Raw genomic sequence first — 19,434 nt, 5'->3', positions numbered from 1 at the left:
AGTCGAGTCGCAACACCAAAGCGGGGCGGGTGAGAGAACCTGGGTATGAACGACTCGACCCGCGTCGCCACCGTGCTCGGCGCCGTCGTCGCGCTCTTTCTCGTCGTCCAGTTCGGCGCGCTCGCACTCCTCGAACCGTTCGAGTCAGCTGGCCTGCAGTCGACGGAGGACCCCCAGAACCCGCTCAACAGCGTCTTCTACGTCGGCTTCTTGCTGGTCGTCACGGGCGCCATCCTGCTCGTCATCAAGTACGACGTGCAGTGGATTCTCCGCGGATTCGTCCTGCTGACGAGCGGCTTCATCGCCTCCTACGTCTTCGGCGTGGCGTTCCCGGCCGTCATCGTCGAGGGCGTGAACCTCGCGGCGTACCTCCCCGCGGCCGTTCTGGTGGTCGCGCTGTACGCTTACCCCGAGTGGTGGGTCATCGACAGCGCCGGCGCAATCATGGGGATGGGGGCCGCGGCGCTGTTCGGCATCAGCTTCGGCATCCTCCCCGCTATCGTGCTGCTGACGGCGCTGGCCGTCTACGACGCCATCAGCGTCTACGGCACCGAACACATGCTGACGCTCGCCTCGGGCGTCATGGAGCTACGGCTCCCCGTGGTGCTGGTCGTGCCGACGACGCTGGCGTACTCTTTCCGCGAGGACGCCGAGGAGGTGGCAGAGAGTGCCGAGGAGAGTGAACGCGACGAGTCGGGGGCGGACCGTAGCGCGTACTTCATCGGACTCGGGGACGCCGTGATGCCGACGATACTCGTGGCGAGCGCGGCGTTCTTTCTCGACACGCCGAGGGTGTTCGGCGTCGAACTCGCCGCGCTGACGGCCATCGTCGGGACGATAGTGGGCCTCCTCGTCCTGATGCGAATGGTGTTCAAGGGACGGGCGCACGCGGGGCTACCGCTGCTGAACGGGGGCGCCATCCTCGGTTATCTGGTCGGCGCGCTCGCGGCGGGAATCCCGCTCGTGGAGGCGCTGGGCCTGACGCAGTGGGTGTAGGGCGAACAGGCGGCGGCAGGTGAGCGCTCCGGGAAGCTTCCACCGGAGGCTCACGTTCGGGTATCGTGGAGGGGGCCGCCGCGATCCCACTCGTCGCTCCACGCTGGCTTTCAGGTCACGGCCGGGGATGGCCCCGCTCTGGTACGTAAACCCTCGGACTACTCGCCGGTGAGCGCCTCGCTCGCGGGCGCGAACTCGATCTCTTTCCCGCGATTCCGCTCGACCGCGCGCTCGTACAGCATGTGAGCGGCGGCCGCCGTCTCGATGCCCGTCCCGCCGCTGTCGAAGACCGTGACGTCCTCGGGGGACTCCCGGCCGGGCGCGCTTCCGGCCACGACCTCCCCGAGTTCCGCGTGGACGTGGTCCGCCGTGACGACGCCCTCCTCGACAGCCTGGATGAACGAGCCGGCGTCCTGCGTCGCGCGTTCCCGGAGGTCAGGCACGTAGACTGCGCGCTCGATGGTGGTCGCGTCGAGTTCCCGCTTCTCCGGGTCGTACTGCCCCATCGCGGTGACGTGGGTGCCGTCCGCCAGGTTCGCGCCGTCGAAGACGGGTTCGCTCGCGTTTGTCGCGGTGACGACGACGTCGGCCTCCTCGACCGCCGCGGCGCTGGACGCGACGGCAGCGACCGACGCGTCCAGTCGCTCGTTCATCTCCGCGGCGAACGACTCGCGGTGCTCCTTCGTCGGGGAGTACACCCAGACGGTGTCGAGGTCGCGGACGGTAGCGGTCGCCCGGACCTGTCCGCGCGCCTGTGCGCCGCTCCCGATGACGGCGAGCGTGCTGGCGTCCTCCCGGGCGAGCGCGTCCACACCGACGGCGCCCGCGGCACCAGTCTTGAACGGGTTCATCCGCGCCCCGTCGACTATCGCGCGCGGTTCGCCCGACTCGGCGTCGAACAGCGGCGTGACGAACCACGCGTCCCGCTCCCCGAAGCCGGCGCTGTACATGTAGCCCCCCATCGCGCCGGTCTCCGGGAGGATTGCGGCGTACGCCGTGAACATGCCCGGTGGAGACTCGTTGAGGAGCTTCGTCCGGGGTTTCGCCGGCGCGCCCTCGCCGCGCTGCCGGTACCCATCTCTGACGGCGTCGACGTAGTCGGCGGGGTCGGCGAGGTCGGCGACGTCCTCGTCGGCGAGGAACAGCGTCTCGGTCATATGCGCCGATTCGCGCGTCAACGGGTTAAGAATTGAGGCCGCTCGCCGAGTCGGTGCTACCGCGGTCGTTTCAGTCAGCGGGTTCGTAGGACGATGACGACGAGTGAGTCCCGGTGTCGCTGGGTTCGTTGACGAAGAGGCCGTGTGCAACCAGTCCTGCCGCGACGACGCCGCCGAGGGTGACGGCCGTCGTGTTCGCCGCGCCGATGGCCGCGAGGACGGCGCTGACGCCGACGAGCGCGACCGGAATGAGAACGAGGAGTGCGTCGTAGTAGCCGGTCATGGTTGTCTTTTCGCTGTGACCGAACCACAATAAAAGGGTTCTTGGACTATTGGCAAATGTGCTGCGTAAGTTATGCAGTGGCGGGCGGTACCCGGGGGACAACGCGGCGTTGAGCCGGGTTGACAGTAGCTAACAGGCGGATGGTGCAGAGAGTGCGGCTTCTTTCGCGGTGTGTAACGAGGGACTGTTTCCGATGTGGACACGTCTATAACGCCCCGCGTGGATGGTAGGGACGATTGCAGTGAACCGGAACGACCGCGCCATCGTCGGCCTCGTCTCCCTCGCGCACGCGATGGTCCACACCTACGAACTCTCCATCCCCATCCTCATCCCGCTGTGGCTGGAGGCGTTCCAGGTCGACCGGGCGACCATCGGCGTCGTCGTCGCCATCGGCTACGGGCTGTTCGGCCTCGGCGCACTCCCGGGTGGCGTGCTCTCGGACCGGTTCGGTTCCCGGCGACTCATCGCTGGCTGTCTGTTCGGGATGGCCGCCTCGTTCGTCGTGCTCTCGCTGGCGCCCTCGATTCTCGCCGTCGGATTCGCGCTCGTCTGCTGGGGGGTCGCCGCGAGCGTCTACCACCCCTCCGGCCTCTCGCTCATCAGCACTGGCGTCGAGGCCCGCGGGAACGCCTTCGCCTACCACGGCATCGCGGGCAACGTCGGCATCGCCCTCGGCCCCCTGGCGGTCACGCTGCTGTTGCTCGTCGCCGACTGGCGGACGGTCGCCATCGTACTCGCCGCCCCCGCCGTGGTCGCCGGGCTCGTCGCACTCCGCGTGCGTTTCGACGAGCGCGCGGCAGTCGCCGGGGCGGAAGCCGACGGCGGCGACTCGAAGGCGAGCGTGGGCGTCGGCTCCCTCTCGGAGTTCCTCGCCGAGTCGAAACTGTTGCTCGTCGGTCCCTTCGCCGCCATCCTGCTGGTCGTGATGCTCGACGGTCTCTACTACCGCGGCGTGCTGACCTTCCTGCCGAACGTGCTCTCGGAGTTCCCCGCGTTCGCGCCCGTCGAGTTTGCCGGCCGCGAGATAGAGCCCTACCGGTACGCCTACGCGGGACTGCTGATGGTGGGGGTCCTCGGGCAGTACGTCGGCGGGAAACTCACGGACCGCGTGTCGACGGAGCGCGCCATCGCGGTCGGGTTCGGCGCGCTCGTCGTCCTCGCACTCGCGTTCCTGCCAGCGGCGGAGGCGGGTCTCGTCCCGCTGCTCGTGGTCGGCGCGCTCCTCGGGTTCACGCTGTTCGTCATCCAACCGCTCTACCAGGCGACGGTCGCCCTCTACACGCCCGCCGGCACCCGGGGGCTCTCCTACGGCTACACCTACCTCGGCGTGTTCGGCGTCGGCGCGCTCGGCGCGGCTATCGCCGGGGGCGTCCTCCAGTACGCCGGCCCGCCAACGCTGTTCGCGGTGCTCGCGGTGTTCGCCGCGCTCGCCTCGGGGGTCGCCGTCTGGCTCAGTTTCCGGTGAGGTCCACGACGACGAGCGTCGCGAACCGCATGACCGCGATCAGCAGGCCGCCGAACAGCAGCGCGACGAGGAAGAACACGGGGTCGGCCTCCCCCGGGAAGTAGTCGGTGCCACGAAGCACCTGGCCGACGAAGTCGGCGCCCAGCCACGACGCGACACCGAGCACGAGCGCGCTGCGGGTGGACGAAAGAACCTGCGAGTCGTAGCCGCCGGCCAGCGGCGCGACGAGGAGCCAGCCCACGAGGAACGGAACGAGGACGCCGGCGTACCGCTCGGCTGTCAGCGAGCCGTGACGCATCGTGCCGAGCAACACCATCGTGAGGACTGCCAGCAGGTCCCCTGGGAGGAACCGCACGAACGCCCGCGCGTCGACGTCGACGAGATTCATGGAGCGCGCTTCTCGGCGGGGGATTATCCGTCTCCCGATTTCGCGCCGACGGTCGTCGCCCTGAACCCGCCGTCGAGAGCGGACTCAGCGGGTCCCGTCCCTGCGCCCCTCCCTCCAGGTACTCCCTGTGAGCAGCCAGCATCGCGAGGTCGTAGACGCCCGCGGACTGGTCGAAGTGCGGTAGGTCGGCAAGCGAGAGAGAACGGCTGCCACCCACGCAACTCTTTGCGCTCGGTTGCCAACTGCCGGTCGTGCGATACGCGGTGCTCGGCGGCCCCGAAGACGGCCCGACGCTCCGCCTCGACTGGCGGGCGTTCAGCTACGCCGGCAAGTTCGTCATGTCGAACACGGGGAAGGCGATCGCCTACCAGGGTGTCCCGCTCGCGGACAGGGAGAGCTGGCCACCTGCCGCCCGGGAGATGGACGACCCACTGGAGGACGTCGTGGCGGCCGTCTCGTTCAACGAGGACCGCACCGACTCCGGAACGGCGTGGCTCCGGTACGTCACTGTCCACGAGGACAGACGTGGTGACGGTGTCGGCCCCCGGCTCTGCGCGTTCGCGACCGACCACCTCCGCGACGAGTACGACCGCGTGCGAATCGCCGTGAACAACCCGTTCGCATACGAGGCGCTGTACAGGGCCGGGTTCGGGTTCACCAGCGAGGAGACGGGCATCGCGGAACTCGTCCTCGAACGCCCCTGCGCGGACCGCGGGGCGACCTACCAGTCGGGCCTCGACCGCTACCGCGAGCGGGACCTCTCTGACGCGGAAGTCGCGTTCCTCGACCGGAAGCGCGGCGCGTCGCCGCCCGCGAGAGTCGACGGGTGACTTTTCACGGTGGCCAGCCAACTCCTCCGCGTGTCTCCCGTTTCGCTCGTCGCGCTGGCTGTCGGGTCGCTCTGCGTTGTCGTCGGCGCGGCCACCGTGTTCGTACCGACCAGAGTCGAAGCCGCCCTCCGGAGGGTGTTCCCGGGTATCGGCGGCAACGACCAGCAGTGGCGCGCCGCGGGCCTCGTCTCCGCCGGCATCGGCCTGCTGTTGATCACCAGCGTCTGACTCACCCGTGTCCACACTCTCACTCCTCCTGTACGTGCTCGCCGCGCTCCACCTCCTCATCGGCGCCCCAGCGATGCTCGCGCCCGGGTTCGTCCGAACGCGTCTGCCGCCGCGGTACGCCGAGGCAGTCGGCGAGCGCCGTCAGTGGCGCGGGTTCGGCATGGGAGTCACCTCGGTTGGCATCTCCCTGCTCTTGATCGCGGGCGCGCTCGGGTCGTGACTGAAGCTTCAAGCACGGGGGGAACCAAGCACGCGTAATGGGTAACGCCGACCTCCGTCAGCTCGCGGCCATCGAGGAGGTTCCCTTCGCGGACGTGGAGGGGAGCGTGGTGGCCGTCGACGTGCACAACTGGCTGTACAAGTACCTCACGACGACGGTGCAGTGGACCAGCGACGATGTCTACACGACCGCCGCTGGCACCGAAGTGGCGAATCTCGTCGGCGTCGTGCAGGGCCTCCCGAAGTTCTTCGAGCACGACCTGACGCCCGTCTTCGTCTGGGACGGCGGGGTCACCGAACTCAAGGACGAGGAGATCGAAGAGCGCCGCGACCAGCGCGAGGAGTACGAGGAGCAACTCGCGGACGCCCGCGAGGCGGGCGACCACCTCGAGGCCGCACGCCTCGACGCCCGCACCCAGCGGCTCACCGAGACCATCCACGAAACCACGCGGGAGCTGTTCGACCTGCTCGACGTCCCGCAGGTCGAGGCGCCCGCGGAGGGCGAGGCGCAGGCCTCCTACATGGCGCGCGTCGACGACGCTGTCGACTACGCCGGCAGCGACGACTACGACTGCCTCCTGCTCGGGTCGCCGCTGACGCTCCGCCAGTTGACGAGCAAGGGCGACCCCGAGCGCATGGACTTCCAGGCGACGCTCGACCGTCACGACCTGACGTGGGAACAGCTCGTCGACGTCGGCATCCTCTGCGGGACGGACTTCAACCCCGGAATCGACGGTTTCGGGCCGAAGACGGCGCTGAAAGCAATCCACGAACACGGCGACCTCTGGGCCGTCCTCGACGCCGAGGACGAGTACGTCGAGTACGGCGACCGCATCCGCGAACTGTTCCTGAACCCGGACGTCACCGACGACTACGACATCGAGACCGCCCTCTCGCCGGACGTGGCGGCAGCCCGCGAGTTCGTCACTGAGCAGTGGGAGGTCGACGCCGACGAGGTCGAACGGGGGTTCTCCCGCATCGAGGAGGCGGTCACGCAGACCGGTCTCGACCAGTGGACCTGAGTTGCGGGTTGTAGCCGGGCGACTGGCGCTCGGTGGTGTCCGAGACCACCGCTAGACGTGGTACGAGCCGACCTTCCAGACACAAGCGGGGGATAGCAGGGTCGACCCACGCGCTTTTCTCGCCGGCCCACCCAGGTGGCGTATGGACCTCTCCGACGTCGAAGCGCTCATCGAGGACGCGATTCCGGACAGCGAGGCGACGGTGACGAAGATGCGCGGTGACCACGACGAGGACCACCTCCGCGCCACGGTCGTCTCCCCCGCCTTCGAGGGCGAGCGCCTCGTTCAGCAGCACCAGCACGTCTACGACGCCCTCGACGGCGTCATGACGACAGACGTCCACGCGCTCGAACTGTCGACGTACACCCCCGAGGAGTACGAGGCTCAGCGGGACTGAGCGCTCGCGACAACGCCGACCCGATTCGGTGGGTTTTACGCAGCCACCTCCCCACGTTCTGCACATGAGCGAGGACTACCGGACGGAGCGGGACAGTTTAGGGGAGATGCAGGTGCCGGCGGACGCCTACTGGGGCGCCCAGACCCAGCGCGCCGTCGAGAACTTCCCCATCTCGGGCATCACCTTCGGGCGGCGGTTCGTGCGAGCGCTCGGCGTCGTGAAGAAGGCCGCCGCGCAGGCGAACTACGACCTCGGCCTCCTCGACGAGGAGACGGCCGACGCCATCGCCGACGCCGCCGACGAGGTCATCGCGGGCGAGCACGACGACCAGTTCCCCGTCGACGTCTTCCAGACGGGCAGCGGCACGTCCTCGAACATGAACGTCAACGAGGTCGTGGCGAACCGCGCCGCCGAGATTCTCGGCAAGGAGGTCGGCGACCGCGCCGTTCACCCGAACGACGACGTGAACTACGGGCAGTCGAGCAACGACGTCATCCCGACCGCGATGCACGTCGCGGCGCTGGAGGCCGTCGAGAAGGACGTCGAACCGGCCCTGGAGACGCTCCGGGACGCCCTCGACGAGAAGGCCGAGGAGTTCGACGACGTGGTGAAGACGGGGCGCACCCACCTGCAGGACGCCACGCCCGTCCGACTCGGCCAGGAGTTCGGGGGCTACCGGACGCAGGTCGAGAAGGGACGGCGCCGCGTCGAGGACGTGAAGCCGCGTTTGGCGGAACTCGCGCTCGGCGGCACCGCCGTCGGGACGGGACTCAACACGCACCCCGACTTCCCGGAGAAGGCGGCCGAGTACATCAGCAAGGAGACTGGCATCGATTTCCGCGAGGCCGACAACCACTTTGAGGCCCAGGCCGCCCACGACGCGATGTCCGAGGCCCACGGCGCACTCCGCACGGTGGCAGGAAGCCTCAACAAGATCGCCAACGACCTCCGCCTGCTCGCCTCCGGGCCGCGCAACGGCCTCGGCGAGATAGAACAGCCCGAGAACCAACCCGGCTCCTCAATCATGCCTGGGAAGATCAACCCCGTCGTTGCGGAGGCCGTCAACCAGGTCCACAAGCAGGTCGTGGGCAACGACGCCGCCGTGAGCGCGGGCGCCGCGGAGGGGCAACTCGACCTCAACCTCTACAAACCCGTGCTCGCGCACAACTTCCTTGAGTCGGCGAACATGCTCGCGAACGCCAGCGAGGTGTTCGCTGAGCGCTTCGTCGCGAAACTCGAGGCCAACGAGGAACACTGCGAGCGCCAGGTCGACCGCTCGATGGCGCTGGCGACCGCGCTCAACCCCGCCATCGGCTACGACAAGGCCAGCGAGGTCGCGAAGACCGCACTCAAGGAGGGGAAGACGGTGAAGGAGGTCGTCGTCGAGAAGGGCTACCTCAGCGAGGAGGAGGCCGAAGACGCCCTCGACCCGGAGAAGATGACCCACCGCGGCATCCCCGGTCAGGACTGAAGAGCGCTCGCGACGGCAGGTAAGCTCCGCCTACTTTCTTAACCGTCCTCCACAACGCGAACGCATGGAACGACTCGACTCCCGGGTTCGGCTCGTCTGGTTCGTCCGCGTCCTCGTCTTCGCCACCGTCGCGGCCGTCCTCGCGGGCGTCGCGGTCGCCAACGTCGACTTCCTCGGGGTCGTCGCTCCCGTCGTCGCCGTCGCCGCCGTGTTCGGCACCATCGGCGTGCTGGGCACTATCCACCTCCTCCTGCGCTACCGTGCGTGGCGCTTCGACGTGCGCGAGGACACGCTGTACATCGAGCGCGGCGTCCTCGTGAGCGTGCGAACGGTCGTCCCGTACGTTCGGGTCCAGCACGTCGACGCCCGCCGCGGCCCGCTCCAGCGCCTGCTCGGCCTGGGGAGCGTCGTCGTCTACACCGCGGGCTCCCGGGGTGCGGACGTCTCGATACCCGGGCTGACGGCCGCACGCGCCGACGAAGCCCAGGAGACGCTTCGCCGCCTCGCCATCGAGAGCGAACCGACCGAGGGCGACGCCGGGGACGCCGTATGAAACTCCACCCGCTGTCGATTCCGTACCGCGTCGTCTCCCGCGGCGTCGGCATGGCCTGGGCGTTCCTCGTCGGCGGCGTGGCACTCGCCCAGGGCGACCCGCTGTTGACGAGCGGCGCCGTCGTGCTCGCGGTGCTCGCCATCGCCGCCGTGTTCACCTACGAGGTGGCGTACTACCGCCGCTTCCACTACGAACTCACGCCCGACAGCCTCGACATCTACTCGGGAGTGTTCTCCCGGCGGGAGCGCGAGATTCCGCTCCGCCGCGTCCAGAACGTCGACGTCACGCGGTCGTTCGTCGCCCGCTTGCTCGGCCTCGCCAAGGTGGACGTGGAGACGGCGGGCGGCGGGGGCACCGAGGCCAGCCTCCGGTACGTCTCCCGCGAGGAGGCCCAGCGACTCCAGGAGGAGGTCCGGGAGCGCCGCGCGGCCGCACAGGGCAAAACGGGCACGCCGAGCGCCGAAGCGGAGGGTGCCGACGAACGAGCGCCCGGGGACCTGGCCGAGGCGGAGAGCACCGAGTCGACGCGGCGCGGCGAGACGCTGTTCGAACTGTCGAACCGCGACCTGGCGCTGTACGGCGCGCTATCCTTCGACCCGCGGCTGTTCTCGAGTGTGCTGGCGTTCGCGCCGTTCCTCGTGCCGTTCGTCAGCGACAGGGTGGAGATAACCAGATTCGGCGTTGTCCTGCTCGTCGCTATCGCCGTCGTTGCCATGGTCGCGCTGTGGGTCGTGTCGGCCGTCGCGCGGATGGTGCGGTTCTACGGCTTCGAACTCCGCCGCGTCGGCGACGACCTCCGCTACGAGCGTGGCCTCTTCGAGGTCAAAGACGGCACCATCCCGCTGTCGAAGCTCCAGACCGTCTCCGTCGAGGACAACCCCCTGATGCGGCGCTACGGCTTCGCGTCGCTGGCCGTCGAGACGGCTGGCTACGCTCCCGGTAGCTCCCCGAGCGGCGGCTCCGAGGCCGCCATCCCCATCGCCTCCCGCGCGGCGGTATTCGAGATGGCGGACACGCTAGAGCCGTTCCACGACATCCGCCTCTCCCGGCCGCCCGAGCGCGCCCGGAAGCGCTACATCCGACGCTACCTGTTCGTGGGCGTCGGCCTGCTCGTCGTCGGCTACGCCATTAGTCGGTTCCTCGTCTCGTTCCCGTGGCAGGCGCTCGTCCCGCTGCTCGTGCTCGCTGTTCCGGCCGCGGACCGCGCCCACCGGAACCGCGGCTACGACCTGGGGCCTGACCACGTCGTCACGCAGGCCGGGTTCTGGCGGCGCCAGACCCGCATCGTCCCCTACGACCGCGTGCAGACGGTCATCCGGCGACAGACGGTGTTCCAGCGGCGCTGGTCGCTCACCTCTGTCGTCGTCGACACCGCCGGGTCGCGCTCCATCGCGGGGAGCGACGCCGCTGCGCTGGACCGCGACGACGAGGAGGCCGACGACATCTCCGACAACGTGGAGACCCGCCTCCTCGACGCGCTCGGGAGCGACTGAACGGTTTTTTACCGCTCGGACGCACACCTCCACGTAATGACCGAGTTCGACTACGACGAACTGGGCCTCGTCGCCGGGCTGGAGATCCACCAGCAACTCGACACGGCGACGAAGCTGTTCTGCGAGTGCCCGACCGAGCTCCGGGAGCCCGAGGCGTCCGAGCGGACGTTCACGCGCTACCTCCACCCGACGCGCTCGGAGCTTGGCGAGATCGACGAGGCGGCTCTCGAGGAGAGCAAGGTCGAACGCGAGTTCGAGTATCTCGCCTACGACTCGACCTGCCTCGTCGAAGAGGACGACGAGCCGCCCCACCGTCTGGACGAGGAGGCGCTGGCGACGACCCTGGAAATCGCCGAACTGCTAGACATGGACCCCGTCGACCGCGCCCACGTGATGCGGAAGGTCGTCATCGACGGGTCGAACACCTCGGGGTTCCAGCGCTCGACGCTTGTCGCCCAGGACGGCGAGATCGAGACGAGTGAAGGGCCGGTCGGCGTCGAGGACGTGATGCTCGAGGAGGAGTCCGCCCAGCGCGTCGAGGAGCGCGAGGACGGCGTGCTGTTCTCCCTGGACCGCCTCGGCATCCCGCTGGTCGAGATCGGCACGAAACCCGACATCGCCTCGCCCGAGCAGGCCCGCGAGGCCGCCGAGACCATCGGGATGCTGCTCCGCTCGACGGGGCAGGTCAAGCGCGGCCTGGGCACCATCCGCCAAGACGTCAACGTTTCCATCGCCGAGGGCGCGCGCGTCGAGATGAAAGGCGTCCAGAGTCTCGACGACATCGACGACCTGGTGCGCGAGGAGGTCCGCCGGCAGGTCGAACTCGTCGACGTCAGCGAGGAACTCCAGGACCGCGACGCGAGCGTCGGCGACACGCAGGACGTCACCGACGTGTTTGCGGAGACGGAGTCGGGTGTCATCCGCGGTGCACTGGACGACGGCGCGGAGCCACGCTCCGCGGAAAACGCGAGCGGCGACGAGCCGCGAGCCGGCGGGCAGGTCCACGCCGTGCCACTGTACGGTTTCGATGGCTTCGTCGGCCGCGAACTGCAGGACGACCGCCGCGTCGGCACGGAGTTCTCGGACCACGCGAAGCGCCACGGCGCGGGTGGCATCTTCCACACGGACGAACTCCCAGCCTACGGCGTCACCGGCGATGAAGTCGCCGCGCTCCGCGAAGCGGTAGACGCGGACGAGGAAGACGCGGTCGCAATCGTCGCGGACGCCCAAGAAATCGCGGAGAGCGCAATCGGTGCGGTTGCCGAGCGCGCGCGGACGGCCATCGAGGGCGTCCCCGAGGAGACGCGGGGCGCGAACGACGACGGCACGAGTCGCTACCTGCGTCCGCTCCCGGGCGCGGCGCGGATGTACCCCGAGACGGACGTGCCGCCCGTCGACCCCGACCTCGCGGACGTGACGGTCCCCGAACTGCTGACGGCGAAGGTCGAGCGCTACCAGTCCGAGTTCGGTCTCGGTGAGGGACTGGCCGAACAGGTAGCGTTCGGGCGCCGCTGGCCGCTGTTCGAGGAGCGCGTCGAGTCGGGCGTCGACGCCACGCTCGCCGCCCAGACTCTCGAATCGACGGTGACGGAGCTCCGGCGCGACGACGTGCCGGTCGAGAACCTCACCGACGACCACTTCCGGGGCGTCCTCGACCTCGTCGCTTCGGGCGACCTCGCACAGGAGGGCGTGCCGGACCTGTTGACCGGCCTCGCGGAGAACCCTGACCGGGAACCCGCAGAACTCGCCGAGGAACTCGGTCTGGGCTCCGCTGGCGAGGACGAGGTCCGGGATGCGGTCTCGGAGGTCGTCGAGCAGAACAGCGAGCAGGTCGAAGCGGAGGGGATGGGGGCGTTCTCCGCGCTGATGGGCGAGTGCATGGGCGCGCTCCGCGGGAAGGCGGACGGCGACCTGGTCAGTGAGGTGCTGCGCGAGGAGATACAGGCGCGTAGCTAGTCGCCGGCCAGTTCGGACAGCAGCGTCTCCAGGTCGTAGCTCTGCAGCGGTCGCGTCAGGTCCTTCTGTTCTTCGACGACGAACGTGGAGTTCGTGCGGTCGACCTCCGGGATGGTCTCGAAGTCGGAGATGAGTCGCTCGACGTCCTCGGAGTCGGGGAGGCGGGCGACCACCATGAAGTCCGTCTCGCCCATCGTGAAGAACGTCTGTGTGACGCCCTCGATGGCGCTGATCTTCTCCCCGACGTCCTCGTAGCTCCCCTCGTAGCTGGTGAGCACCTCGAGGACGACGGTGACGCCGAGGCCGAGTTCGTCGAGGTCCAGGTCGTAGAGGTCGTTCTCGACGACGCCCTCCTCGCGGAGGTTGTTCAGCCGGTAGTGGATGGTCGACACGGGGATGTCGGTCTCCTCGTGGAGCCGCTCTGGGCTGCCAGTGCCGAGGTCCGAGATCGCTTTCAGCAGGCGCACGTCGCGTTCGTCCATCGTTCGCCGAATCGGCGACCGCCGGCAAAAGCCTGTGGGAGTCGGTCGCATCGTCTACGAAAGCGGCAGTGATTGCGGACATTTCCACTCTTGTGGCATCTCTTGAAGATAACTCTAATATACTCTCGAATAGTTGGGTGGATATGAGCTACCGTCGCCCCTCGTTCGCTCCGTCTCCCACGACCGCGATGTTCCTGCTGCTCGCCGCGGTCTGGGGCACCTCGTTCGTCGCCATCGAAATCGGACTACACGCCGTCCCCGCGCTGTCGTTCGCAGCGCTCCGGTACACCGTCGCGGGGGCGATCATCCTCGCGTACGCCGCGGTCGCCACCGACCGCTGGCGGCCACGCGGCAGGCGCGAGTGGTTCGCCGCCACCGTCGCCGGCGTGTTCGTCATCGCCGTCTACCACGGCGCCCTCTACCTCGGTGAACTCCGGGTGTCGGGCGCCGTGGCGGCCATCGTCGTTAGCCTCTCCCCCATTCTCACCGTCGCGTTCGCCAGCAGCCTCCTCGACGACGCTGGCGTGGACCGCGTGGAGGGCACGGGTCTCCTGCTCGGCTTCGCGGGCGTCGCGGCCGTCGCCGCGCCGGGCGGTGGCGGCACGGACCTGCTCGGCGTCGTGCTCGTCTTTGCGGGTGCCGTGGCGTTCGCCCTCGGCGCCGTGCTCGCGCGCCCGCTCTCGACCGGCCTCCCCATCGAGACGCTCGAGGCATGGGCGATGCTGCTCGGGTCGGCTGTGCTGTGGGTCGGGGCCGGCGCCCGCGGGGAGTCCCTGTCGGGCGTCGAGTGGACCGCGCCCGCCGTGGCGAGTCTGGTCTACCTCACGCTGATTTCGGGCTGTGTCGGCTTCCTCATGTACTTCGAACTGCTCGACCGCATCGGCGCCACCGAACTCAACCTCGTCGGCTACCTCGAACCCGTCGTCGCCGCGTTCGCGGCCTGGGTGCTCCTCGGACAGGTCGTCGACGCGCAGGCGCTGGTCGGCTTCGCGGCAATCTTCCTCGGGTTCGCCCTCCTGAAGCGCGACGCGCTGTCGTCTGTGGCCCTCGACACCGCCGACGCCGTCAGGTCACACCACTGACCGTCGAACCACGAACCGGGTCTGCTGTGCCCCTCGATTCGCCAGACGAACAGGAATCTGCGGGGCCAGGTCGGACGGCGTGCCTGCGTCCGGACGGGGAGGGACGCCGCTGCGGACTGTCGACGGTTTAGATGAGAGACTGGGCCGAGCTGTTGTCTCCATCGCCGCCGTCACCGTCGTCGCTTTCCTCCGCGCTACTCGCGAAGAACGGGCCCGCAGCCTCGAGAACCTCCTCCTGGGAACGTGCCGGGTCGAAGGCGTTCGGGAACGGCGGCTCGCCGACGACGTTGTTGAGGACGGCGGCGTGGCGCGCCTCGACGCTGTGGATCGCGAGCGCGACGCCCAGCAGGTCGGGGCTCTCCACGAATGGGGCAGCACCCGCGTACGCAGACACCCCCACGTTCTCTATCGCAGCGGCGGTCGCCAGGAAGGTGTCTACCGAGTCGACGCCGAAGGAGTACTCTGCGGGTTCGACAGGCTCGCCACCGAGGAACGAGACGGCTTTCGAGAGTGTCTCGACGTGGATGGACTCCTGTTCGCCGGCGGTCTGGACGTACTCGTAGACCTCGGCGACCTGCCCCTCGGGGGCGTCTTCGAGTGTACTGGAGTCGGCGAAGTCCCCCTCGTCGAACATCTCGATGCCCTGCTGGTAGAGTGCGTCCTCGAGGTGTTCGAGCGTGAGCGCGTAGTTCAGGACGTCGAGGTCGGTGCCTTCGGTGTCGTCGAACGCTGCCGACGACCCACCGTCCCCCTCGTCCCCGTGGTCAGAACTCGCGGCGCCGACGCCAGTTCCGAGTGCGAGGAGGCTACCGCCGGCGATAGCTGTCTTGCCGAGGAACCCCCGCCGGGACGGGTCGGCTTCGTTCAGTTGGTCACGTACTGCGGTAGCGATGCGCCTCGCGACGTCGTCAGGTGTCTCGTTTGAGTCCGTCATTAGTTCAGCCGGACTGTCAGGTCCGACGAATCGATATAAGGAGTATGATATGTATTGTTATTGTTCCCCCAGAATGCCGTAGTACTGTCGTACGTTCGATATGTCGTCAGCAACCTCCGAGTCGTTCGCCAGCTCCGCAATTGGGCAATTTCACCGCCGAATACGACGGAGTTACTGACTGGTCGTCCCTCTTCCCCCGGAATTACCTGTGTTGATGATTCGAGTGAAATACATCTGAAACTTCCACCTACGTGCTACGATTCGTCACCGCGATACTGTGAATACAGTACCCTCGTACTGACCCGCCGCGAACCCAACAGCTACCATCCCGACCGTCGAAGCCCACGCCATGACCGTCTACTACGAGGACCTCTCGGTCGGCGACACGATGCAGTTCGGCACATACGAGGTGACCGCGGAGGAGATCGTCGCCTTCGCCGAGCAGTACGACCCGCAGTGGTTCCACGTCGACGCCGAGCGTGCTCGTGAGGAATCACACTTCGGTGACCTCGCGGCCTCCGGCTGGCACACGGCGGCGATGTCGATGCGTTTGCTCGTCGACGAACACCTCTCGGAAGCGGGGAGTCTCGGCGCCATCGGCGTGGACGAACTGCGCTGGCCGAACCCCACGTTCCCCGGCGAGTCGCTGTCCGTCACCATCGAAGTGCTATCCAAGCGCCCGATGGAGAGTGACCCGAGCCGCGGCATCGTCCGGACGAAACTCACGACGACGAACCAGGACGGCGATGTGAAGGCGTCGATGAAGCCCATCAGCATGTACGAGCGGCGCCCCAGGGAGTGACGCGGCGAGGTCCGGCCTCTCAGTCCATCCGGTTCTCGGCGCGGCGCAGCAGTCCGTGGACCGTGTTGATCTCCCGGCCGGTCGGGTGCGTGCGGCCGAGCATCCGGCGGAGCATCCGCAGCGTCTTCTCGCGCTTCTCCGCGGGGTAGTCGACGGCGTCGAGGAACTCGGCGGCGTGCTCGTAGAACGCCTCTATCTCCTCCTCCGTCGCGCGGTGGCGTTCGACGTCCGGCAACTGGTCGCGGCCCATCGCCAGGTCCCGGAGTTCGTACAGCGCGATGGTTGCGGCCTGCCCCAGATTCAGGACGGGGTACTCCTCGCTCGCGGGTATCGCACACACCTCGTCGATGCGTTCGAGTTCCTCGTTCGTGAGGCCGACGCGCTCGCGGCCGAATACGAGCGCCGTCTTCGACTCGACGTCCGCGAGACTCGCGCCGAGTTCCGCGGGCGTCCGGAACGGGAAGCGGGCGTGCTTCGTCGCGTCCTGGTTCGTCACCGCCGTGAAGCCGACGGTGTGGTAGGTCTCGGCGAGTTCGTCGAAGGAGAGTTCCGTGGCGTTCGGCAGCACGTCCTCGCGGGCCTGGCCGGCGAAGCCGTACGCCTCGGAGTCCCGGCCGAGGTACGGCGGGTCCACGAGGAGGAGGTCCTCGAACCCGAAGTTCTTCATCGCCCGCGCGATGGTGCCCACGTTCCCGGCGGTCTTGGCGTCGACCACAGCGACCGCCGGCTTGCTCCGCTTCCCGCCGCCCTCACTCATCTGCGGTCGGGTAGTCCATCTCGATGTCCGCGTCCCGGATGCTCTCCTCGACCTCGCGCAGGTCGACGCTCGCCTGCTCGTCCTCGGGCAGGTCGACGTTCACCGCCTCGACGTTGTCGAGGTCGGGTTCGGGCAGGCTCTCGGGTTCGGTCTCCACGTGGTCGGGACCGTCGTACCACTCGGGGGCGCGGTTGCCCGCTGCGAACCACTCGTGGAAGGCGTCCTGCAGGGCGTCGGTGCCGCGGTGCTCGTCGCCGCCGTCCTCGAGGAACCAGTAGTAGAACTCCGCCTCGTGGTCGTCGCAGACCAGCACCTCCGCGTTGGGTTCGCCGTACACCGCCGTCGGCGAGTTGTCGTCGCCGTCGCTCAGGTAGCAGGCGTCGCAGGGCTGGTCGGCCAGCACCGGGAGGCGGCCGAGGCGCTCGCGGGTGTCCTCGCTCATCTCCTCGAGCGGCCGGTAGTCGCCGCTCTCGTCGAACACCTCGTCCTCGTCGAAGCGCCACCCACGGAAGCCGATGCTCACCTTCGTCATTGCCGGGTGTTGGCAGCGCCGCCACATAAGTCGCCTGAAGCCGGCGCCGCCGGAACCGCATCGCCTATGCACGCACGGGCCCGCGGTGGGTGTATGCGAACGGTCGACGCCGCCGGCCTCCCCATCGGGGACGACCACCCGCCCCGCGTGATGGGCGTGCTGAACGTCTCGAAGGAATCGCCGTACGACCCGAGCGTCTTCGACGACCCGGCGGACGCCGCCGCGTACGTCGACGAGGAACTGATCGGCGAGGGCGCGGACATCGTCGACGTCGGCCTGGAGTCGGCGAACAAGCGATTCGAGGTGCTCTCCGCCGAGCAGGAACTCGACCGCCTCGAGACGGCCGTCGAGACCATCGACAGCGTGGAGGGCGACGCCGTCTTCTCCATCGAGACGCGCTACAGCGAGGTCGCCGACGAGGCGCTCTCGCGGGGCTTCGACATGGTCAACGACATCTGCGGCTTCGCCGACCCGGAGATGCCCGCGGTCTGCGAGGCCCACGACGTCGCCGTCGCGAAGATGGCGAGCCCGCCGGACCTCGAACGACCGGGCGCGGTCGAGTCGGTCGACGACATCTACGACGCGCTCGCGCTCAACGGCTTCACGGACAAGACCATCGTCGACCCCGCGTTCGGCGGCTGGTCGGAGGCCAAGACCACCGCAGACGACCGGGAGACCTTCGAGCGACTGCGGGAGTTCCGCGGCCACGGCTACCCCATCCTGGTCTCCATCAACCGGAAGAACTTCCTCCGCGAACTCGCCGACCGCTCGACGGAGGACGCGCTCCCGGTCTCGCTGGCGGCGACGTCGATGGCTGTCGAGCGCGGCGCCCACGTTGTCCGCACCCACGACGTGGCGGAGACGCGGGACGCCGCGTTCGTCGGGCAGGCGTTCGCCCGCGACCGGACTCGCACCGCCGACGTCGAGGAACTGGAGGCGACCACCGTGCGGGAGGCCGAGCGGCACGTCGACCGACTCGGCGGCGACGCGGACGCGGCGACGGACGCCACGGCCCGGGCGTACGAAGTTCGAGGTCTCGGACCGGCGGAGCGGGCGGAACTCGCCGAGTTCGGCGTCGCCGTCACGGGCGAGGACCCCGCGTTCGTCGCGGGAACTGTCGATAGACTGCGGGACGCGTCGTCGGCGCTGGCAGGCCGTGACGGAGCCCTGGGTGAGCTAGGTGCCACCTGGGAGACAGTTGGCAACTAACGGGAAAGCTTATACCCGAGGGGCAAGAAGCCGGGACTGGAAGCCGGACTCCCGCCGGGTAGGGGTACTTTGCGGGGCGTCTCGGCTCGGACCACGGAATCTTTCATTTATTCCACCGAGTAGTGACTACCATGGAGTTCGACGACTGGGAGCCGGTGTACGAGACGATACTCGCCGACTTCGGGTACCCGCGGAGCGCCGACGAGCGCGCCCGCGACGTGCTCGCCGAGTACGTCGAACCGTTCGACAGCTCGCGACTGGACTGTTCGGGAGCGACGGTCGCAATCACCGGTGGCGCGCCGTCGCTCGCCGACGAGACGGACGCCGCGGCCGATGCAGACCGCGTGTTCGCTGCCTCGACGGCCGTCGACGTCCTCGTGGAGGCGCGAGTGGACGTCGACCTGATGGTGACCGACCTCGACAAGAACCCCGACACAGCGCGCCGACTCACCGAAACTGGCGTCCCAGTCGCCGCGCACGCCCACGGCGACAACGTCCCCGCCGTCCGCGAGCACGTTCCGACGTTCGACGCCGCCCACGTCCTCGGCACGACGCAGGCCGAACCCGCGGGCCCGGTGCGGAACTTCGGCGGATTCACCGACGGCGACCGGGCGGCGTTCCTCGCCGACCACTGCGGCGCAGCGGAACTCGTCTTCCCCGGGTGGGACTTCGACGACCAGAGCGTGGACGCGGAGAAGGCGAAGAAACTGGCGTGGGCCGAGCGCATGCTCTCCTGGCTGGAGACGCGACGCGGGGAGCGATTCGCCGTCCTCGACGGGCGGCGCGGCGACATCGAGTCGGTCGGCGTGTAGCTACCCGCCGACGATGACCGAACCGTCGTTCTGGACGCCGATGGAGAGCGTGTCGTCGTCGCTACTGAACTCGTGAGTCTGTTCGGTGGTCGTCCCGTCGACGGTGACGGCCACCGTGTACTCGCCCGACCCCTCGAACGTCAGGAGGTCTGCCTGGGCCTCCGCCGGCAGCGTCTTCTCAGAGGTGTACTGCGCTTCGCCGTCCTGCACGATTTCGACGGTGACGTCGTGCTGGGTCTCGTCGTTGTTCACCAGGAGGAGGTTCGTCGTGGCGCCGCCGCCGAACGCGCTGCACCCCGCCGACGCGACGAGGACTGCGAGGAGGGCAGCGAGGGCGACTTGCCGGAATCGTCTGTTCACACACAC

23 protein-coding genes are annotated in these 19,434 nt (G+C 68.5%); 15 read left to right on the top strand and 8 right to left on the bottom strand.

Annotated features, from left to right (window positions below):
• Positions 1-45: 45 nt before the first annotated feature.
• Entirely contained in the window at positions 46-996 is a 951-nt protein-coding gene (locus HALDL1_10580; GenBank protein ID AHG03998.1) for a hypothetical protein, read from the top strand.
• A 158-nt stretch (positions 997-1,154) separates the two neighbouring features.
• Here HALDL1_10580 and HALDL1_10575 read toward each other — a convergent pair whose 3' ends face one another.
• Together HALDL1_10575 and HALDL1_10570 are read right to left on the bottom strand one after the other, a co-directional pair.
• On the bottom strand, positions 1,155-2,153 hold the full coding sequence (locus tag HALDL1_10575) for an ornithine cyclodeaminase (protein ID AHG03997.1): 999 nt from the start codon (positions 2,151-2,153) through the stop codon (positions 1,155-1,157).
• A gap of 70 nt (positions 2,154-2,223) precedes the next feature.
• Positions 2,224-2,436 carry a hypothetical protein gene (locus HALDL1_10570; protein ID AHG03996.1) on the bottom strand — a complete coding sequence of 71 codons (213 nt, stop codon included), beginning with the start codon at positions 2,434-2,436 and terminating at the stop codon, positions 2,224-2,226.
• Between the two features lie 241 nt (positions 2,437-2,677).
• Here HALDL1_10570 and HALDL1_10565 point away from each other — a divergent pair, with 241 nt between their 5' ends.
• The gene (locus HALDL1_10565) at positions 2,678-3,901 is read left to right on the top strand and encodes a sugar transporter (GenBank protein AHG03995.1); all 1,224 of its coding nucleotides are present in this window, start codon (positions 2,678-2,680) and stop codon (positions 3,899-3,901) included.
• Here the strand turns inward: HALDL1_10565 and HALDL1_10560 are convergent.
• Positions 3,888-4,289, bottom strand: coding sequence for a hypothetical protein (locus tag HALDL1_10560; GenBank protein AHG03994.1), 402 nt, complete (start codon positions 4,287-4,289; stop codon positions 3,888-3,890). The two genes, HALDL1_10565 and HALDL1_10560, sit on opposite strands and share 14 nt — an antisense overlap.
• 251 nt (positions 4,290-4,540) lie before the next feature.
• Here HALDL1_10560 and HALDL1_10555 point away from each other — a divergent pair, with 251 nt between their 5' ends.
• The 9 genes from HALDL1_10555 to HALDL1_10515 all read left to right on the top strand — a co-directional run bounded on the left by HALDL1_10555 (position 4,541) and on the right by HALDL1_10515 (position 12,458).
• Positions 4,541-5,119, top strand: a complete 579-nt coding sequence (locus HALDL1_10555; GenBank protein AHG03993.1) for an acetyltransferase — start codon at positions 4,541-4,543, stop codon at positions 5,117-5,119.
• A 9-nt stretch (positions 5,120-5,128) separates the two neighbouring features.
• Complete coding sequence (locus HALDL1_10550) at positions 5,129-5,347, top strand: hypothetical protein (GenBank protein ID AHG05288.1); 219 nt, start codon at positions 5,129-5,131, stop codon at positions 5,345-5,347.
• Positions 5,348-5,354: 7 nt separating this feature from the next.
• Complete coding sequence (locus tag HALDL1_10545; GenBank protein AHG05287.1) at positions 5,355-5,567, top strand: hypothetical protein; 213 nt, start codon at positions 5,355-5,357, stop codon at positions 5,565-5,567.
• Between the two features lie 37 nt (positions 5,568-5,604).
• Positions 5,605-6,588, top strand: coding sequence for an endonuclease (locus HALDL1_10540; GenBank protein AHG03992.1), 984 nt, complete (start codon positions 5,605-5,607; stop codon positions 6,586-6,588).
• 142 nt (positions 6,589-6,730) lie between these two features.
• Positions 6,731-6,985, top strand: coding sequence for a BolA family transcriptional regulator (locus HALDL1_10535; protein ID AHG03991.1), 255 nt, complete (start codon positions 6,731-6,733; stop codon positions 6,983-6,985).
• Positions 6,986-7,049: 64 nt separating this feature from the next.
• On the top strand, positions 7,050-8,456 hold the full coding sequence (locus tag HALDL1_10530) for an aspartate ammonia-lyase (GenBank protein AHG03990.1): 1,407 nt from the start codon (positions 7,050-7,052) through the stop codon (positions 8,454-8,456).
• A gap of 64 nt (positions 8,457-8,520) precedes the next feature.
• Positions 8,521-9,009, top strand: coding sequence for a membrane protein (locus HALDL1_10525; protein AHG03989.1), 489 nt, complete (start codon positions 8,521-8,523; stop codon positions 9,007-9,009).
• Entirely contained in the window at positions 9,006-10,502 is a 1,497-nt protein-coding gene (locus HALDL1_10520; protein AHG03988.1) for a membrane protein, read from the top strand. The genes HALDL1_10525 and HALDL1_10520 overlap by 4 nt, the downstream gene beginning before the upstream one ends.
• Before the next feature lie 36 nt (positions 10,503-10,538).
• Positions 10,539-12,458: a glutamyl-tRNA(Gln) amidotransferase gene (locus HALDL1_10515; GenBank protein AHG03987.1), complete on the top strand. Its 1,920-nt coding sequence runs from the start codon at positions 10,539-10,541 to the stop codon at positions 12,456-12,458.
• Here the strand turns inward: HALDL1_10515 and HALDL1_10510 are convergent.
• Positions 12,455-12,940: a transcriptional regulator gene (locus tag HALDL1_10510; GenBank protein ID AHG03986.1), complete on the bottom strand. Its 486-nt coding sequence runs from the start codon at positions 12,938-12,940 to the stop codon at positions 12,455-12,457. The two genes, HALDL1_10515 and HALDL1_10510, sit on opposite strands and share 4 nt — an antisense overlap.
• 143 nt (positions 12,941-13,083) lie before the next feature.
• Between HALDL1_10510 and HALDL1_10505 the strand changes: the two genes are divergently transcribed.
• Positions 13,084-14,022, top strand: coding sequence for a hypothetical protein (locus HALDL1_10505; GenBank protein ID AHG03985.1), 939 nt, complete (start codon positions 13,084-13,086; stop codon positions 14,020-14,022).
• Between the two features lie 127 nt (positions 14,023-14,149).
• Here HALDL1_10505 and HALDL1_10500 read toward each other — a convergent pair whose 3' ends face one another.
• Positions 14,150-14,956 (bottom strand): hypothetical protein, encoded by an 807-nt coding sequence (locus tag HALDL1_10500; protein ID AHG03984.1) that lies wholly within the window; start codon positions 14,954-14,956, stop codon positions 14,150-14,152.
• A gap of 349 nt (positions 14,957-15,305) precedes the next feature.
• Here HALDL1_10500 and HALDL1_10495 point away from each other — a divergent pair, with 349 nt between their 5' ends.
• Positions 15,306-15,758 (top strand): acyl dehydratase, encoded by a 453-nt coding sequence (locus HALDL1_10495; GenBank protein AHG03983.1) that lies wholly within the window; start codon positions 15,306-15,308, stop codon positions 15,756-15,758.
• Positions 15,759-15,777: 19 nt separating this feature from the next.
• Here the strand turns inward: HALDL1_10495 and HALDL1_10490 are convergent, their stop codons facing one another.
• Both HALDL1_10490 and HALDL1_10485 read right to left on the bottom strand, forming a co-directional pair.
• The gene (locus tag HALDL1_10490) at positions 15,778-16,515 is read right to left on the bottom strand and encodes an RNA methyltransferase (GenBank protein AHG03982.1); all 738 of its coding nucleotides are present in this window, start codon (positions 16,513-16,515) and stop codon (positions 15,778-15,780) included.
• On the bottom strand, positions 16,508-17,047 hold the full coding sequence (locus HALDL1_10485; protein AHG03981.1) for a hypothetical protein: 540 nt from the start codon (positions 17,045-17,047) through the stop codon (positions 16,508-16,510). Before HALDL1_10485 ends, HALDL1_10490 begins: the two co-directional genes overlap by 8 nt.
• Positions 17,048-17,140: 93 nt before the next feature.
• Between HALDL1_10485 and HALDL1_10480 the strand changes: the two genes are divergently transcribed.
• Entirely contained in the window at positions 17,141-18,256 is a 1,116-nt protein-coding gene (locus HALDL1_10480) for a dihydropteroate synthase (GenBank protein AHG03980.1), read from the top strand.
• Positions 18,257-18,387: 131 nt separating this feature from the next.
• Complete coding sequence (locus HALDL1_10475) at positions 18,388-19,068, top strand: hypothetical protein (protein ID AHG03979.1); 681 nt, start codon at positions 18,388-18,390, stop codon at positions 19,066-19,068.
• Here HALDL1_10475 and HALDL1_10470 read toward each other — a convergent pair whose 3' ends face one another.
• Positions 19,069-19,428: a hypothetical protein gene (locus tag HALDL1_10470; GenBank protein AHG05286.1), complete on the bottom strand. Its 360-nt coding sequence runs from the start codon at positions 19,426-19,428 to the stop codon at positions 19,069-19,071.
• Positions 19,429-19,434 lie beyond the last annotated feature (6 nt).

Source organism: Halobacterium sp. DL1, from assembly GCA_000230955.3.
Classification (GTDB): Archaea; Halobacteriota; Halobacteria; order Halobacteriales; family Halobacteriaceae; genus Halobacterium.
Note: the sequence above shows the minus strand (reverse complement) of the source record. Positions and strands in the feature narration are given on the sequence as shown.

Excerpts from the sequence above, each read along its gene's own strand:
- HALDL1_10575 (AHG03997.1), bottom strand. The coding sequence starts at position 2,153 with ATGACCGAGACGCTGTTCCTCGCCGACGAGGACGTCGCCGACCTCGCC.
- HALDL1_10535 (AHG03991.1), top strand. The coding sequence starts at position 6,731 with ATGGACCTCTCCGACGTCGAAGCGCTCATCGAGGACGCGATTCCGGAC.
- HALDL1_10560 (AHG03994.1), bottom strand. The coding sequence starts at position 4,289 with ATGAATCTCGTCGACGTCGACGCGCGGGCGTTCGTGCGGTTCCTCCCA.
- HALDL1_10540 (AHG03992.1), top strand. The coding sequence starts at position 5,605 with ATGGGTAACGCCGACCTCCGTCAGCTCGCGGCCATCGAGGAGGTTCCC.
- HALDL1_10490 (AHG03982.1), bottom strand. The coding sequence starts at position 16,515 with ATGAGTGAGGGCGGCGGGAAGCGGAGCAAGCCGGCGGTCGCTGTGGTC.
- HALDL1_10525 (AHG03989.1), top strand. The coding sequence starts at position 8,521 with ATGGAACGACTCGACTCCCGGGTTCGGCTCGTCTGGTTCGTCCGCGTC.
- HALDL1_10500 (AHG03984.1), bottom strand. The coding sequence starts at position 14,956 with ATGACGGACTCAAACGAGACACCTGACGACGTCGCGAGGCGCATCGCT.
- HALDL1_10485 (AHG03981.1), bottom strand. The coding sequence starts at position 17,047 with ATGACGAAGGTGAGCATCGGCTTCCGTGGGTGGCGCTTCGACGAGGAC.
- HALDL1_10580 (AHG03998.1), top strand. The coding sequence starts at position 46 with ATGAACGACTCGACCCGCGTCGCCACCGTGCTCGGCGCCGTCGTCGCG.
- HALDL1_10570 (AHG03996.1), bottom strand. The coding sequence starts at position 2,436 with ATGACCGGCTACTACGACGCACTCCTCGTTCTCATTCCGGTCGCGCTC.
- HALDL1_10510 (AHG03986.1), bottom strand. The coding sequence starts at position 12,940 with ATGGACGAACGCGACGTGCGCCTGCTGAAAGCGATCTCGGACCTCGGC.
- HALDL1_10475 (AHG03979.1), top strand. The coding sequence starts at position 18,388 with ATGGAGTTCGACGACTGGGAGCCGGTGTACGAGACGATACTCGCCGAC.
- HALDL1_10505 (AHG03985.1), top strand. The coding sequence starts at position 13,084 with ATGAGCTACCGTCGCCCCTCGTTCGCTCCGTCTCCCACGACCGCGATG.
- HALDL1_10520 (AHG03988.1), top strand. The coding sequence starts at position 9,006 with ATGAAACTCCACCCGCTGTCGATTCCGTACCGCGTCGTCTCCCGCGGC.
- HALDL1_10480 (AHG03980.1), top strand. The coding sequence starts at position 17,141 with ATGCGAACGGTCGACGCCGCCGGCCTCCCCATCGGGGACGACCACCCG.
- HALDL1_10515 (AHG03987.1), top strand. The coding sequence starts at position 10,539 with ATGACCGAGTTCGACTACGACGAACTGGGCCTCGTCGCCGGGCTGGAG.
- HALDL1_10495 (AHG03983.1), top strand. The coding sequence starts at position 15,306 with ATGACCGTCTACTACGAGGACCTCTCGGTCGGCGACACGATGCAGTTC.
- HALDL1_10530 (AHG03990.1), top strand. The coding sequence starts at position 7,050 with ATGAGCGAGGACTACCGGACGGAGCGGGACAGTTTAGGGGAGATGCAG.